Source organism: Faecalibacterium sp. BCRC 81149, from assembly GCF_022750605.1.
Lineage (GTDB): Bacteria > Bacillota > Clostridia > Oscillospirales > Ruminococcaceae > Faecalibacterium > Faecalibacterium duncaniae.
On sequence record NZ_QXJA01000014.1, the window covers coordinates 46316 to 60841 of the forward strand.

Annotated in this window: 13 protein-coding genes; 12 read left to right on the plus strand and 1 reads right to left on the minus strand. The window is 58.9% G+C overall.

Annotated features, from left to right (window positions below; all coding sequences use genetic code 11):
• Positions 1 to 75: 75 nt before the first annotated feature.
• Positions 76 to 747: a serine O-acetyltransferase EpsC gene (gene epsC, locus D3F01_RS13185; RefSeq protein ID WP_005929282.1), complete on the minus strand. Its 672-nt coding sequence runs from the start codon at positions 745 to 747 to the stop codon at positions 76 to 78.
• Positions 748 to 1230: 483 nt separating this feature from the next.
• Here epsC and D3F01_RS13190 point away from each other — a divergent pair, with 483 nt between their 5' ends.
• From D3F01_RS13190 to D3F01_RS13245, 12 genes are all read left to right on the plus strand, one after another.
• A complete protein-coding gene (locus D3F01_RS13190) occupies positions 1231 to 2421 on the plus strand; it encodes a dihydroorotase (protein WP_242889158.1) in 1191 nt (396 codons plus the stop codon).
• A gap of 119 nt (positions 2422 to 2540) precedes the next feature.
• A complete protein-coding gene (gene pyrF, locus D3F01_RS13195) occupies positions 2541 to 3407 on the plus strand; it encodes an orotidine-5'-phosphate decarboxylase (RefSeq protein ID WP_117506121.1) in 867 nt (288 codons plus the stop codon).
• Entirely contained in the window at positions 3388 to 4161 is a 774-nt protein-coding gene (locus D3F01_RS13200) for a dihydroorotate dehydrogenase electron transfer subunit (protein WP_097769948.1), read from the plus strand. Before pyrF ends, D3F01_RS13200 begins: the two co-directional genes overlap by 20 nt.
• A complete protein-coding gene (locus D3F01_RS13205; protein WP_242889159.1) occupies positions 4161 to 5087 on the plus strand; it encodes a dihydroorotate dehydrogenase in 927 nt (308 codons plus the stop codon). Before D3F01_RS13200 ends, D3F01_RS13205 begins: the two co-directional genes overlap by 1 nt.
• A gap of 136 nt (positions 5088 to 5223) precedes the next feature.
• A complete protein-coding gene (gene pyrE, locus D3F01_RS13210; protein WP_097772757.1) occupies positions 5224 to 5817 on the plus strand; it encodes an orotate phosphoribosyltransferase in 594 nt (197 codons plus the stop codon).
• A gap of 34 nt (positions 5818 to 5851) precedes the next feature.
• Positions 5852 to 6961, plus strand: a complete 1110-nt coding sequence (locus D3F01_RS13215; protein WP_242889161.1) for a carbamoyl phosphate synthase small subunit — start codon at positions 5852 to 5854, stop codon at positions 6959 to 6961.
• A 1-nt stretch (position 6962) separates the two neighbouring features.
• Positions 6963 to 10214: a carbamoyl-phosphate synthase large subunit gene (gene carB / locus D3F01_RS13220; protein WP_242889165.1), complete on the plus strand. Its 3252-nt coding sequence runs from the start codon at positions 6963 to 6965 to the stop codon at positions 10212 to 10214.
• A 140-nt stretch (positions 10215 to 10354) separates the two neighbouring features.
• Positions 10355 to 10666 carry an HU family DNA-binding protein gene (locus D3F01_RS13225; protein ID WP_005929264.1) on the plus strand — a complete coding sequence of 104 codons (312 nt, stop codon included), beginning with the start codon at positions 10355 to 10357 and terminating at the stop codon, positions 10664 to 10666.
• Between the two features lie 129 nt (positions 10667 to 10795).
• On the plus strand, positions 10796 to 11983 hold the full coding sequence (locus D3F01_RS13230) for a DEAD/DEAH box helicase (protein ID WP_242889166.1): 1188 nt from the start codon (positions 10796 to 10798) through the stop codon (positions 11981 to 11983).
• Positions 11984 to 12174: 191 nt separating this feature from the next.
• The gene (locus D3F01_RS13235) at positions 12175 to 12828 is read left to right on the plus strand and encodes a MerR family transcriptional regulator (RefSeq protein WP_242889167.1); all 654 of its coding nucleotides are present in this window, start codon (positions 12175 to 12177) and stop codon (positions 12826 to 12828) included.
• Positions 12809 to 13120, plus strand: coding sequence for a heavy metal-binding domain-containing protein (locus tag D3F01_RS13240; protein ID WP_097769942.1), 312 nt, complete (start codon positions 12809 to 12811; stop codon positions 13118 to 13120). The genes D3F01_RS13235 and D3F01_RS13240 overlap by 20 nt, the downstream gene beginning before the upstream one ends.
• A complete protein-coding gene (locus tag D3F01_RS13245) occupies positions 13117 to 14019 on the plus strand; it encodes a type II CAAX endopeptidase family protein (protein ID WP_242889169.1) in 903 nt (300 codons plus the stop codon). Before D3F01_RS13240 ends, D3F01_RS13245 begins: the two co-directional genes overlap by 4 nt.
• Positions 14020 to 14526: the final 507 nt, after the last annotated feature.

Here is a 14526-nt window from a genome sequence, read left to right on the forward strand (position 1 = left end):
GTTTTTGCGGATAGTACCGCCATGCCAGCGGCTCCCCTATGAGGAAAGCTGGCACGCAAAGTGGGACCGAAAGGTTCAGCGCTGCTGTTTCTGGATGACCTCGTGGATGCTGGGGGGCACATCCCCCTGTGCGTCCTTTTCCAGCCTGCTGATGCGGCGGTCCAGCTCGGTGAGGCGCTGGGCCATGACATCCGGCAGATCCTGCTGGTCCAGGTCGTCGGCGGGGTTGACGGCCTTGTTGTTGATGCGCACCACCTCGGCGGGCACGCCCACGGCGGTGCAGTTGGCGGGCAGGTTGCGCAGCACAACGCTGCCTGCGCCGATGCGGGCGTTATCGCCGATATACACCGGGCCCAGCACCTTGGTGCCCGCGCCGATCAGCACATTGTTGCCCAGGGTGGGGTGGCGCTTGCCGGTGTCCTTGCCGGTGCCGCCCAGCGTCACGCCGTGGTAGATGGTGCAGTTGTCGCCGATCACGGTGGTCTCGCCGAACACGATGCCCATGCCGTGGTCGATGAACAGGCACCTGCCGATCTGAGCACCGGGGTGGATCTCGATGCCGGTTTTGTGGCGGCCGTGCTGGCTGACCCAGCGGGCAAGGAAAAAGTGCCCGTGCTCATACAGCCAGTGGGCAATGCGGTGGTAGACCAGGATATGGAAGCCGGGGTACAGCAGGATGACCTCCAGCACACTGCGTGCGGCGGGGTCTTTGCGCTGGATGTTCCGTGCGTCCTCCAATAAGCTCATGTGGGGAACCCTCCCTTTTTGTTCAGCCGCCTCAGTGCGGCTCTCTCTTTTTGACAGATACTATAATAACACATGCAAACTTCAATGTACAGTGCTTTGGTAGGAATTGACGGAGAAAAATCCCCCTCCGCGCAGGGATTATGGGGCGGGAAACGGGTTTTCGGTAGAGTAGCCAAAATTCCGGGAGATACAGCCAAAACCTTTTCACACAGGAATCTTACAGAAAGCATTGACACATTTTGCGTTTCTATGATAAAATATAACGAAAACAAATGCGAAGGAAAAGGAGAAGCGGACGAATGCTGTCAAAAATGAACGCTGAACTGAAAAAGCAGTTTGCAGCCGTTTTTGCGGTGGGTTCCGTGTTTCCTTTTTTCGCTTTTTGAACTTTTCCGTTTGTGGAAAAGTTCTTTTTTTTGCCTGTCCGCGGGCTGCAATGCCCGCATCCGCCCATCCGAAATACGAACAGGGAGGTAAAAGAATATGCTGCTCATCAACGCTGTAAACGCTGCGGGCCGCCCGGTGGAGCTTTTCGTGAAAGACGGAAAGATCGCCGCCGTGGGTCAGGATCTTTCCGCACTGGCCGGGGAGGGGGAGACTGTCCTCGATGCAGGCGGTCTGACCGTGCTGCCTGCCTTTGTGGACCTGCACTGCCACTGGCGCACCCCGGGCTTTGAATATAAGGAGGACATCGCCACCGGAAGCATGGCTGCGGCCGCAGGCGGCTACACCTTTGTCAACCTGATGCCCAACACAAAGCCGGTCTGCTCCTCTGCCGCACAGGCAGCTATGGTGGAGCAGAAGGCCGCCGAGGTGGGCCTGTGCGATGTGAACCAGACCGTTTCCATCACCGAGAACTTTGACGGCAAGACCATCGACCACCTCAAGACCCTGCCCGCCAGCGTGAAGTTCATCACCGAGGATGGCCACGGTGTGCAGGATAACGCCACTATGGCCCGGGCCTTTGCCATCTGCACCCAGCGGGATATCACCGTGATGAGCCACGCCGAGGATATGGAGATCAGCCCCTGGGATTACCGGCTGGCTGAAGATCTGGAGACCGTGCGCAACTGCTGGCTGAGCGAGTACTACCAGACCAGGCTGCACATGTGCCACGTTTCCACCCGGGGCGCGCTGGAGGCCATCCAGATGGCAAAGCTGCGCGGCGCACCCGTGACCTGTGAGGTGACCCCGCATCACCTGTGGTTCAACAATGAGACCTGCGATTACCGGGTCAACCCGCCCATCCGCACCGCGGATGATGTGCAGGCGCTCATCGATGGCATCCGTTCCGGTGTGGTGGATGCCATTGCCACCGACCACGCTCCCCACTCTGAGGAGGACAAGCTGAAGGGCATGGCCGGTATGGTGGGCAGCGAGACCGCCTTTGGGGTCTGCTACACCAAGCTCTGCAGGGAAGAGGGCCTGCCGCTGGAACTGCTGGCGCACCTGATGAGCACCCGCCCGGCAGAGATCCTGGGCCTTGCCAAGGGCCAGCTGGAGCCCGGCTACGATGCAGACTTCGTGCTGGTGGATCTCGACACCCCCTACACTGTGGACAAAGAAAAGCTGCACTCCAAGAGCCATAACTGCCCCTTTGATGGTGCACAGCTCTACGGCAGGGTCTATGCCACCATCAAGGGCGGCAAGATCACCTATCAGGCTGAGGAGTAAAAGTCAGAACGTATCACTTCACCTCTTTGCCAAGGGCTCCCCTACTAGGGGAGCTGGCAGCGCGTCAGCGCTGACTGAGAGGTTTAATTCGTAATAAGAGAGTATGGAGGAACCCGACAATGACAAATATGGACAAGCTTTACGAAGCAGTTGCAGCCCGCGGCCCGGTGTGTGTGGGTCTGGACACTGATTTCAGCTACCTGCCCGCTGACTTTGTGGACACCACCCTGACCAAGGGAGAGAACATCGTCCGCTTCAACAAGAAGCTCATTGATGCCACCAAGGCTGTGGCTGGCTGCTACAAGGTGCAGATCGCATACTACGAGTCCCTGGGTCTGGAGGGCATGAAGGCCTACGCCGAGACCCTGGCCGCTGTCCGCGAGGCTGGTATCCCTGTCATCGCCGATATCAAGCGCGGCGATATCGCCAAGACCGCCGAGATGTACGCCATGGGCCACTTCACCGGCGACTTCGAGTCTGATTTCGTCACCCTGGCCCCCTACATGGGTCTGGATTCCATCAGTCCCTACCTGCCCTATGCCGAAAAGCAGGGCAAGGGTATGTTCGTCCTCTGCCGCACCTCCAACGGCGGTGCCAAGGACTTTGAATATGAAAAGCTGGCAGACGGCCGCCACGTCTACGATCTGGTGGGCGACAAGCTGAACGCTCTGGGCAAGGACTACATGGGCGAGCACGGCTACTCCTCCATCGGTCTGGTCATCGGCGGCACCCACATCGAGGAGGCCACCGAGATCCGCGCCAAGTATCAGGACAGCTTCTTCCTCATCCCCGGCTACGGCGCACAGGGCGGCAAGGCGGAGGATATTGCCCAGTACCTGACCAAGGGCAACGGCGGCGTGGTCAACTCCAGCCGCGGCATCCTGCTGGCCTACAAGAAGCAGCCCGGCGTGGCCTTTGATGAGGCCGCTTACAACGAGTGTGTGAACATGAAGGAGGCCATTGCTCATGCGTGCAGCCTGCTGTGAAGCCACCGTTCTGAGCCATGAGAGCATCCTGCCGGACATCCGGCTCCTGCGTGCCCTCTGGCCTGACCGGGAGCATGCCCCCCACGCCGGGCAGTTTTTTACCCTGCGTGCCTGGGGTGCCGATGAGGCCCCCTTCCTGTCCCGCCCCATCAGCGTGCACAAGTGGGAGCCGGAGACCCAGACCATTGAGTTCCTGTATCAGGTCATCGGCGAGGGCACTCACAAAATTGCCCAGCTGAAGACCGGCGATACCTTCCAGCTGACCGGCCCCATGGGCAACGGCTTTGATATCCCGGCCCTGGCCGAACAATACCATAAGATCGCTGTGGTGGGCGGCGGCATTGGCACCGCCCCCATGTATCAGGTCACCCGGGAACTGGCAGCTGCCGGTGTTAAGCCGGACGTGTTCTTCGGCTTCCGGGATACCCCTTACTGCATGGAGGAGTACCGCACCATCGCAAATGTGGTAAAGGTCTCCACCGATACCGGTGCGGTGGGTTTCCACGGCTTTGTAACCCAGCTGTATGACCCGGCAGATTACGATGCCGTGCTGATCTGCGGCCCCACCGTGATGATGAAAAACGCTGCCCGGATCTGTGCCGAAAAGGGCACCCCCTGCTTCGTGAGCCTGGAAAAGAAGATGGCCTGCGGCATTGGTGCCTGCCTTGGCTGCACCTGCGAGACCAAGGGCGGCGAGGGCAAGAGCGTGTGCAAGAATGGCCCGGTCTTTGATGCAACGGAGGTGTTCTTCTGATGGCTGACCTGAAAACAAACCTGCTGGGCTTTGTGATGAACAGCCCGGTCATCGGCGCTTCCGGCACTGTGGGCTACGGTGTGGAGTACGAAGAACTGGCCGATTTTTCCAAGATCGGCGGCATCTCCGGCAAGGGCCTGACCCTGCACGGCCAGTACGGCAACAAGGGCGAGCGCCTGTGGGAGACCCCCTCCGGCCTCATCAACAGCATCGGCCTGCAGAACCCCGGCGTTCAGCACTTCATTGACGTGGAGCTGAACGAGATGCTGGAGCTCAAGCAGAAATACGGCACAGTGGCCATTGCCAATCTGGGTGGACACAGTGAGGAAGAGTATGTTGAGGGTGCGGCTCTGCTGAGCGAGAGCGCAGTGGACATCGTGGAGCTGAACATCTCCTGCCCCAATGTCAAGGTGGGCGGCATGGCCTACGGCGTGAAGGCCGAGGCCGCCGGTGAGGTGGTGCGGATGGTCCGCGCGGCCTGCAAAAAGCCCCTGATGGTCAAGCTGAGCCCCCAGGCAGAGAACATTCCCGAGATGTGCAAGGCTGTGGAGGCCGCCGGTGCGGATGCCATCAGCCTGACCAACACCTTCCAGGCCTGCGCCATCGATCTGGAAAAGCGCAAGCCGGTGTTCAACAACATCTTTGCCGGTCTGTCCGGCCCGGCGGTGCGGCCCATTGCCCTGCGCATGGTCTGGCAGGCTGTGGGTGCCGTGAACATCCCGGTGGTGGGTCTGGGCGGCATTGCCACCGGCCGTGACGCACTGGAATTCATCATGGCAGGTGCCACGGCGGTACAGGTGGGCGCGGCAAACTTTGCCAACCCCCGCGCCATGGAGACCATTGCCGACGAGATGGCACAGTGGATGGATGCCCACGGCGTGAAAACGCTGGAGGAGATCCGCGGCTGCGCCCGAAATGCTGTATAATCGAGCTGATATACCAGAATAACCACGGCTTATGCGTATAAAGCAAAAAATTTCGCATAAATTTGCAATTGCTGCAAAAGCGTGGTACAATACCGTTTAAAAGATATTTTTCATAAAAAAGAGAGGGAGAACTACAATGAGTGAAGCACTTGAAATTCTGAAGAGCTGTGACGCATTCCTGGAGGGCCATTTCCTGCTCTCCTCCGGCCGCCATTCCAGCGCATACTGCCAGATGGCCTACCTGCAGCAGTACCCTGACCGCTGCGCCGAGGTAATGAAGGCTGTGGCCGATCAGATCAAGAAGCTGGATGTGGATGTCATCGTGGGACCTGCCATGGGCGGCATCGTCTATGCTTACGAGCTGGCCCGCCAGACCGGCAAGCGCGCCATCTTCACCGAGCGCGTGGACAATGTGATGACCCTGAAGCGCTTTGCCATCCAGCCGGGTGAGAAGTGCATCATTGCTGAGGACGTTGTCACCACCGGCATCTCCTCCCTGGAGACCAAGCGCGTGATCGAAGAGGCCGGCGGCATCTGCCTGGGCATCACCTGCGTGGTGGACCGCACCAAGCCCGAGGCTCCGTCTCCCATTCCCATCCTGGCCAGCGCCCTGAAGCTGGACCTGCCCAACTACGCACCCGAGGAGTGCCCCATCTGCAAGGAGGGCAAGCTGCCTCTGGTGCACCTGGGCAGCCGCAAGATGAAGCAGGAAGCCAAGCAGACCCTGTAACTTGACAACAACCGTGTTGAAACAAGGAGTACCTATGAACGCTTATCTTCTTTTGGCAAACGGCATGGTCTTTGCAGGCCAGTCAGTGGGCGCTGAGGGCGTTACCGTGGGCGAAGTTGTCTTTGCCACCGGTATGGTGGGCTTTGAAGAGACCCTGACCGACCCCAGCTACTACGGCCAGATCATCACCCAGACCTATCCCCTCATCGGCAACTACGGCATGAACAAGGACGATATGGAGTCGGACCGCATCTGGGCCAAGGGCTACATTGTGCGCGAGGCCTGCACCACCCCCTCCAACTGGCGCTGTGAGGAGACGCTGGACAGCTTTTTGAAGAAAAACAATACCATCGGCATCGAGGGCATCGACACCCGCCACCTGACCCGCATCATCCGGGAGAGCGGCGTGATGAACGGTGCCATCCTGACCACCTTTGACCCCGCTGACCCTGCCAACAAGGCCGAGACGGAGAAGCTGCTGGAGACCATCCGCGCCTATGCCGTGACGGATGCCGTCAAGAGCGTGACCTGCGAGAAACCCGAGGTCTTTAACGAGAAGGGCGAGACCCACATCGTGCTGATGCACTACGGCTGCAAGCGCAATATCGTGCGCTGCCTGGTCAAGCGCGGCTGCAAGGTGACGGTGATGCCCGCCTTTGCCACCGCTGAGGAAGTGGCTGCCCTGAACCCGGACGGCATCATGCTGTCCAACGGCCCCGGCGACCCCGCCGAGCCGGTGGAGGTCATTGAGAACCTGAAGCAGATCTTTGCGCTGGGCATCCCCACCTTCGGCATCTGCCTGGGCCACCAGCTGAGCGCTCTGGCCGCCGGTGCCAAGACCATGAAGCTGAAGTATGGCCACCGCGGTGCCAATCAGCCTGTCACTGATTTTGAGTCCGGCCGCACCTTCATCACCAGCCAGAACCACGGCTATGCGGTCGTGGGCGAGGAGCTGCCCGCCGAGATGGGCGAGGTGGCACAGGTGAACGCCAACGACGGCACCTGCGAGGGCATCAAGTACAAGAAGTGGAACTGCTTCACGGTCCAGTTCCACCCGGAAGCCAACGGCGGCCCCAAGGACACGGAGTTCCTGTTCGACCGCTTCCTGAACAATGTCAGAGCAGCAAAAAAGGAGGTGCGCTGAAATGCCCAAGGACCCCAGAATCAAAAAGGTGCTGGTCATCGGCTCCGGCCCCATCATCATCGGCCAGGCCGCTGAGTTCGACTACTCCGGCACCCAGGCGTGCCGCGCCCTGAAAGCAGAGGGCATTGAGACCGTTCTGCTCAACTCCAACCCCGCTACCATTATGACCGACCCGGATGTGGCCGATCATGTCTATATCGAGCCCATGACCCTTGAGGTGGTGGAGCGCATCCTGGAGATCGAGAAGCCCGACTCCGTTCTGCCCAACCTGGGCGGCCAGATGGGCCTGAACCTCTCCATGGAGCTGGCCCGTTCCGGCTATCTGGACCGCACCGGCATCCGCCTGCTGGCCTGCAAGCCTGAGACCATCGACCGCGCCGAGGACCGTGAGCTGTTCAAGGAGACGATGGAAAAGCTGCATCAGCCCATCATCCCCTCTGAGGTCGTGGAGACCCTGCAGGATGCGCTGGCCTGTGCGGACCGCATCGGCTACCCCGTCATCGTCCGCCCTGCCTTTACCATGGGCGGCACCGGCGGCGGCATCTGCGAAAACAAGGAAAAGCTCATCGAGATCGGCACCAACGGCCTGCGTCTTTCCCCCATCCATCAGATCCTGGTGGAAAAGTGCATCGCCGGTTGGAAAGAGATCGAGTACGAGGTCATGCGTGACCACAAGGGCAACGTGATCACCGTCTGCAACATGGAGAACCTGGACCCCGTCGGTATCCACACCGGCGATTCCGTGGTCGTGGCTCCCTCCCAGACCCTGACCGATCACGAGTACCAGATGCTGCGTACCGCCGCACTGGATATCATCACCGAGCTGGGCATCGAGGGCGGCTGCAACTGCCAGTTTGCCCTGAAGCCCGACAGTTACGATTACGCGGTCATCGAGGTCAACCCCCGTGTGTCCCGCTCCTCCGCTCTGGCCTCCAAGGCCACCGGCTACCCCATTGCCAAGGTGGCTACCAAGATCGCCATCGGCTATACGCTGGACGAGATCACCAATGATGTCACCGGCAAGACCTGCGCCTGCTTTGAGCCTGCGCTGGACTACATCGTGGTCAAGTACCCGAAGTGGCCCTTTGATAAGTTCGTCTACGCTGACAAGTCTCTGGGCACCCAGATGATGGCCACCGGCGAGGTGATGAGCATTGGCAACAGCTTTGAGGCGGCCATGATGAAGGCGGTCTCCTCCATCGAGCTGGGTATGGACACCCTGACCCACAAGCCCTTTGAGGAGCTGACCGATGACGAGATCGTGGCCCACCTGCATGTGCAGGATGCGGAGCGCGTGTTCTGTGTCTACGAGGCCCTCAAGCGCGGCATCGACCACGAGACCATCTGGAAGATCACCAAGATCGACTGGTGGTTCCTGGATAAGATGCAGCACCTGGCTGACCTGGAAAAGGGTCTGGCAAAGTGCAACGGCGTTCTGAGCCTGGAGCAGTATCAGACCGCCAAGAAGTATGGTTTCCAGGATAAGACCATCAAGCGTCTGGCACAGGTGGATGCTCTGCCTGTGGAGAACTACCGCGCCGGTTTCAAGATGGTCGATACCTGTGCTGCTGAGTTCTCGGCCAACACCCCGTACTTCTACTCCACCTACGACGGCGACAACGAGGCCGCCGAGTTTATTGCTGCCAGAGAGGCTGAGGCTGCCGCCAACGGCCAGCCCAAGAAGAAAAAGGTGCTGGTCTTTGGCTCCGGCCCCATCCGCATTGGTCAGGGCATCGAGTTCGACTACTGCTCTGTCCACTGTGTCTGGACCCTGAAGAACCACGGCTGCGAGGCCATCCTCGTCAACAACAACCCCGAGACCGTCTCCACCGACTTTGACACCGGCGACCGTCTGTACTTCGACCCCCTGAACCCGGAGAGTGTGGACAACATCATCGCCACCGAAAAGCCCGATGCCTGCGTGGTCCAGTTCGGCGGCCAGACCGCCATCAAGCTGGCAAAGCACATGGATGAGATCGGCCTGCCCATTCTGGGCACCCCGGCGGATGCCATTGACGAAGCAGAGGACCGTGAGCGCTTTGACGAACTGCTGGAGCGCTGCAACATCCCCCGCGCGCCCGGCCGCACCGTGTTCAATCTGGAGGAGGCTCTGGCTGCCGCCGATGAGATCGGCCTGCCTGTCCTGATGCGTCCCTCCTACGTTCTGGGCGGTCAGAACATGATCGTGGCCTACACCAAGGCCGATGTCATCGAGTATATGGGCGTTATCACCGAGCATGTAGACATGGATCACCCTGTCCTGCTGGATAAGTATATCATGGGTACCGAGTGTGAGGTCGATGCCATCTGCGATGGCGAGAACTTCCTCATCCCCGGCATCATGGAGCAGGTGGAGCGTACCGGTGTCCACTCCGGCGACTCGATCTGTGTCTACCCGGCACAGCATCTGACCCAGGCCGAGATCGACACCATGGTGGATTATACCGGCCGCTTTGCCCGCGAGCTCCACGTCACCGGTCTGGTCAATGTCCAGTACGCTGTTTCCAACGGCAAGGTCTATGTCATCGAGGTCAACCCCCGTTCCTCCCGTACCGTGCCTTACATCTCCAAGGTCACCGGCGTGCCCATGGTGGATCTGGCCGTGCGCTGCTGCCTGGGCGAGAAGCTGGCAGATATGGGCTACGGCACCGGCCTGCACCCCAACGCCCCCTATGTGGCCGTTAAGGTGCCTGTGTTCAGCTTTGAGAAGCTGCACGGCGTGGATACCCAGTTTGGCCCTGAGATGAAGTCTACCGGCGAAGTGCTGGGCATTGCTCCCAACTATCACGATGCCCTGCTCAAGGGCCTGATCGGCGCGGGCTATACCTTTAAGACTCCCGGCCCTGCCTCCTGCTGCATCTTCACGGTGAAGGACAGCGACAAGCCCGAGTTCGTGGATATCGCCTGGAAGCTCAAGAGCATGGGCTACAAGCTGTACGGCACCTCCGGCACCTGTGCATGGCTCAACAAGCACATGGTCCCCTGCAATGAGGTGCGCAACATGTCCGGCGAGTCCCCCAACATCGTGGACCTGCTCCAGAGCGGTCTGGTGGACTATGTGTTCTCCACCAGTGCCAAGGGCCGTGACCCCAAGCGCGATTCTGTCCGCCTGCGCCGCAAGGCTGTGGAACTGAGCATCCCCTGCATCACTGCTGTGGATACCGCCAATGCTCTGGTCGATTGCCTGCGCAGTGACCATGACCTGAAGAATATCCCGCTGGTGGATATTGCAACGCTGTATCATAAAAAATAACGCACAAAATGTAACTCGTGCGCAATATTATGCGTTTCGTGCGCAATCTCTCGTAATGAGGGGCTGCATTTGTTATACTCAACAACGCAAAATTTGCCAAAAGACGTTACTTTTGGACGTTCCAGGAGGATATCGATACAATGACTCGTTCCCAGATGATCGAAACCGTGGCACGCAAGACCGGCTTTACCGAAGCACAGGTCGAGACCACGATGGACGCTTTGTTTGACCAGATCGCTGACTGCCTGCGTGCAGACGAGAAGGTGACCATTGCCGGCTTTGGCCGTTTTGAGATGCGTCCCCGCAAGCCCAAGGCTTACACCAACCCCAAGACCAAGGTCTCCAGCCGTCTGGAGTCCACCTCCATCCCCGGCTTCAAGGCCAGCGGCCGTTTCAAGCAGAAGCTGGAAGCAGGCCGTGCCGCCGCTCAGAGCGTGGAAGAGACTGCCTGAGCGCGTACATCCCAGATCCAACCGCAGAGCCGTGCCCCAAAAGGGTGCGGCTCTTTTTGCGTGCTGACAAGCGCCGCGTTTCATGGTATACTGAACAAAACAAGGGTAGAAGGATAAGGAGTATCAAACATGCTTTACAGTGAGTTGCAGTGCAGTGAAGCCATCCACAAGGCCGTGGAGCGGATGGGGTTTGCAGAGATGACGGAAGTTCAGGAAAAGACCATCCCTGTGATGCTGGCAGGCCGGGATGTGATCGCCAAGGCCCCCACAGGCACCGGCAAGACCTGTGCCTTCGGCATCCCGGTGGCGGAACAGATCGACCCGGAAAAAAAGTACCCGCAGGCTGTGATCATGGCCCCCACCCGGGAGCTTGCCCAGCAGATCGCCGAGGAGCTGACCGAGCTGACCTACTTTATGCCTGAGGTGCAGGTGGCCTGCGTGTACGGCGGTGCCAACATGGAAAAGCAGGCCAGGCGTCTGGCCGAGGGCTGCCAGATCGTGGTGGCCACCCCGGGCCGCCTGATGGACCACTATAAGCACCACAGCATCAATCTGGCCCATGTGACCCAGGTGGTGCTGGACGAGGCCGATGAGATGCTGAACATGGGCTTTTATAAGGATGTGCGGCATATCATTGAGCTGATGAAGGCCCGCAAAAGCCTGTCCATGTTCTCCGCCACCATCAGCCGCGAGGTCATGGACATCGGCTGGCTGTATCAGAACAACGCTGAGGAGATCACCGTTCAGCCCAGGGAGGAGAGCCAGCCCAAGATCACCCAGTACATGCTGGAGACCTCCGGCCGCAACAAGCTGTCCGACCTGGCTCAGATCATCATTGGCGAGGGCTACAAGCGGGTCATGGTGTTCTGTGATACCAAGTTCAACACCGCCACCCTGGCCAACCATCTGGCCCGTCTGGGCTTCTCGGTGGACTGCCTCCACGGCGACCTCTCCCAGAAGGAACGCAACCAGATCATGCAGAACTTCCGGGATGGCAGGCTGGCGATCCTTGTGGCCACCGATGTGGCTGCCCGCGGCATCGATGTCTCGGATGTGGATGCGGTCATCAACTACGATGTCCCCGGCGACAACGAACATTACACCCACCGGATCGGCCGCACCGGCCGCGCCAAAAAGGAGGGCGTGAGCTATCTGTTCTATGTGCCCGAGGAGAAAAAGCGGGTGCAGGAGCTTCTCCGCCTGACCCGCAACACCGACCTGTGTACCCCGGTCCACTTTGATTTCAACCATGAGCGCATCGTGGTGGAGAAAAAACAGGACAATGCCGACCGGTTCCAGATCAAGTGCTATTTCTAAAGGAAGAAACTCCTCCAGTCTGCTCCGCAGACAGCCCCCTCAAGGAGGGAGCCTGCCCGTACGGTAAGCCTCCCTCTCTGAGGGAGGTGTCGAGCGAATGCGAGACGAAGGGAGTTCTTTTTTCAAAAAACCATTGACCTTCCCCTTTCTGGAAGGTGTAAGATGGTGCCTGTAAGGAGGCTGCGGAGCCAATGAAGATCAACGAGGTGGAAGCCGCCGTGGGCGTGACCAAAAAGAATATCCGCTTTTATGAGGAAGAGGGGCTCATCAGCCCCCGGCGGGAGCCCGGCAACGGCTACCGCAGTTACTCGGAGGCGGATGTCGAGCGTCTGCGGCGCATCAAACTGCTACGCAAATTGGATGTGCCGCTGGCCGAGATCCGGCAGATGCTGGAGGGAGAGTGCACGCTGGCTGAGGGAATGACCCGCCAGCTGGAACGCTTGAACACCCGCCGCACCGATCTGGACGAGGCAGTGAACTTCTGCACTCTGCTTCAAAAGGAACCTGTCAGCCTCAATGAACTGGATGTGGAACAGACGCTGGCGCGCCTGACCGCAAAGGAAGAACAGGGAGTGAGTTTTGTGAACATTGAGCAGACAGACCGGAAAGCAGAACGGGTCCGGGGTGCACTGGTGGGGGCAGGGCTGTTTACGGCCCTGATGCTGTTCATCATGGGCATCATGGTGTGGGCCTCCTGCGTGGACCCGGAGGAGGCTCCGCCGCTGCCGCTGCTGGTGGTGCTGGTTGGCATCCCGGCGGGCTGCATCATTGGCACGCTGAAGGTGCTGGTGGATCGTCTCAAAGAGATCGGAAAGGGAGAAGAAGATGCTTATCGTAACTATTAACGAAGTCCCCGGTAAAAAGATCGAGGCTCTGGGGGTGGTGCGGGGCAGCACCGTGCAGAGCCGCAACCTTGGCCACGACATCATGGCCGGGTTCCGTACCCTTGTAGGCGGCGAAGTCACCGACTACGCTGAGATGCTCACCGAGGCCCGGCAGATCGCCACAGGCCGCATGGCAAAGAATGCGGAGGAACTGGGAGCCGATGCTGTGGTTGGGATGCGTTACGCCTCCGCCAGCGTCATGCAGGGTGCGGCAGAGGTCATTGCCTACGGAACGGCGGTGAGATTTGTATGAGTGCAAAAGAAAAACAGGGCTTTTCCCTTTATTTCCTGATTGCCTTTGGTCTGGCGTGGCTGTGCCAGGTGGGCGGCTGTATGGCCTTGCTCCAGCAGAAGAATGCCGTGTTGTATCAGCTGGCACTCATCGCCACTATGTTTTGCCCGCTGCTGGCTGTGCTGCTGGTGCAAAAAGTGTTTCTGCGCCAGCCCACCGGTATCGGCTGGAAGGTGCAGGGCAAGCGGCGGTTTTGGCTGGCCGCATGGTTTGGCCCGGCGGTGTTCACCCTGCTGGGCGCAGTGCTGTATTTTGCCGTGTTCCCCTCTCGGCTGGACTTTTCCTGCAGCTGGCTGGTGGCCGCCTACGGCGGTGAGATGGATGCCCAGACGCTGCGCAGCGAGCTGGGGGTCTCCACCCTCAGCTATCTGCTGCAAAACGGTCTGTTTGCGGTGATCCTTGCCCCCGCCATTAATATGTTTCCCGCACTGGGCGAGGAGGCCGGCTGGCGCGGCTACATGATGCCCCGCCTGAAGGCGCGGTTCGGTCTGCTGAATGGCCGTCTGCTGGGCGGCGTTGTGTGGGGTGTCTGGCATTGGCCCCTGATGCTGCTGGTGGGTTACGAGTATGGCACAAGTTATCTGGGTGCACCACTGCTTGGCCTGGCGGTGTGGTGCGTGGTCTGCTTTGCCCTGAACACCCTGCTGGATCTCCTCTACGAGAAAACAGGCTGTATCTGGGTGCCTGCCATTGCACATGGGGCTTTCAATGCCATTGCGGCGCTGCCGCAGGTACTGATCACCCCGGCAGATGCATATTATAATGTACTGGGCCCCATGCCCATCGGCTTGATCTCCGCGCTGCCCATGCTTGCTGTGGCAGTAGGAGTGACCCTGCATCAGATGAAACGAGAACAGTAAGAAGAAAACGCAGTCCCCGGCGGTCAGATCGACTGCCGGGGATTTTCTGTGCCTATAATATAAATAAGGAAAACAGACGGAAAAAATGGCGCAAAAACCTGCCCGGAAGCACTCATTTTGCGAAATATAGAAAAAACTCAAAAAAGATGCAAAAAAGTGTTGACAGAAGGGCGGGGATATGGTATTATACTTGAGCGCCAAGGGCCGCCGGAAAGAATGACTTCTGAAAGCGGCAGAAGCAAAGCAAAAGAACCAATATGGATACGTTGAAAAACGAGCCACAAGTTCAGTAAAATCGAAAAGCTTCTGAAAAAAGTGCTTGACAAAAAATCACATCTGTGGTAAAATAATCAAGTTGTCAGCCGCTAAGGCTGAGGCGCACAGGACCTTGAAAATTGAACAATATCGAAAAACTTGTAACGGAACCTATTTTCGTGTTGGAAAAACACGTTAAACAATTCCAAACAAAGTAATTCACACAGGACGCAAGCGATTGCGTGCTGAGCG

Coding starts and splice junctions, on each gene's coding strand:
- epsC (WP_005929282.1), bottom strand. CDS start 747: ATGAGCTTATTGGAGGACGCACGGAACATCCAGCGCAAAGACCCCGCC.
- D3F01_RS13190 (WP_242889158.1), top strand. CDS start 1,231: ATGCTGCTCATCAACGCTGTAAACGCTGCGGGCCGCCCGGTGGAGCTT.
- pyrF (WP_117506121.1), top strand. CDS start 2,541: ATGACAAATATGGACAAGCTTTACGAAGCAGTTGCAGCCCGCGGCCCG.
- D3F01_RS13200 (WP_097769948.1), top strand. CDS start 3,388: ATGCGTGCAGCCTGCTGTGAAGCCACCGTTCTGAGCCATGAGAGCATC.
- D3F01_RS13205 (WP_242889159.1), top strand. CDS start 4,161: ATGGCTGACCTGAAAACAAACCTGCTGGGCTTTGTGATGAACAGCCCG.
- pyrE (WP_097772757.1), top strand. CDS start 5,224: ATGAGTGAAGCACTTGAAATTCTGAAGAGCTGTGACGCATTCCTGGAG.
- D3F01_RS13215 (WP_242889161.1), top strand. CDS start 5,852: ATGAACGCTTATCTTCTTTTGGCAAACGGCATGGTCTTTGCAGGCCAG.
- carB (WP_242889165.1), top strand. CDS start 6,963: ATGCCCAAGGACCCCAGAATCAAAAAGGTGCTGGTCATCGGCTCCGGC.
- D3F01_RS13225 (WP_005929264.1), top strand. CDS start 10,355: ATGACTCGTTCCCAGATGATCGAAACCGTGGCACGCAAGACCGGCTTT.
- D3F01_RS13230 (WP_242889166.1), top strand. CDS start 10,796: ATGCTTTACAGTGAGTTGCAGTGCAGTGAAGCCATCCACAAGGCCGTG.
- D3F01_RS13235 (WP_242889167.1), top strand. CDS start 12,175: ATGAAGATCAACGAGGTGGAAGCCGCCGTGGGCGTGACCAAAAAGAAT.
- D3F01_RS13240 (WP_097769942.1), top strand. CDS start 12,809: ATGCTTATCGTAACTATTAACGAAGTCCCCGGTAAAAAGATCGAGGCT.
- D3F01_RS13245 (WP_242889169.1), top strand. CDS start 13,117: ATGAGTGCAAAAGAAAAACAGGGCTTTTCCCTTTATTTCCTGATTGCC.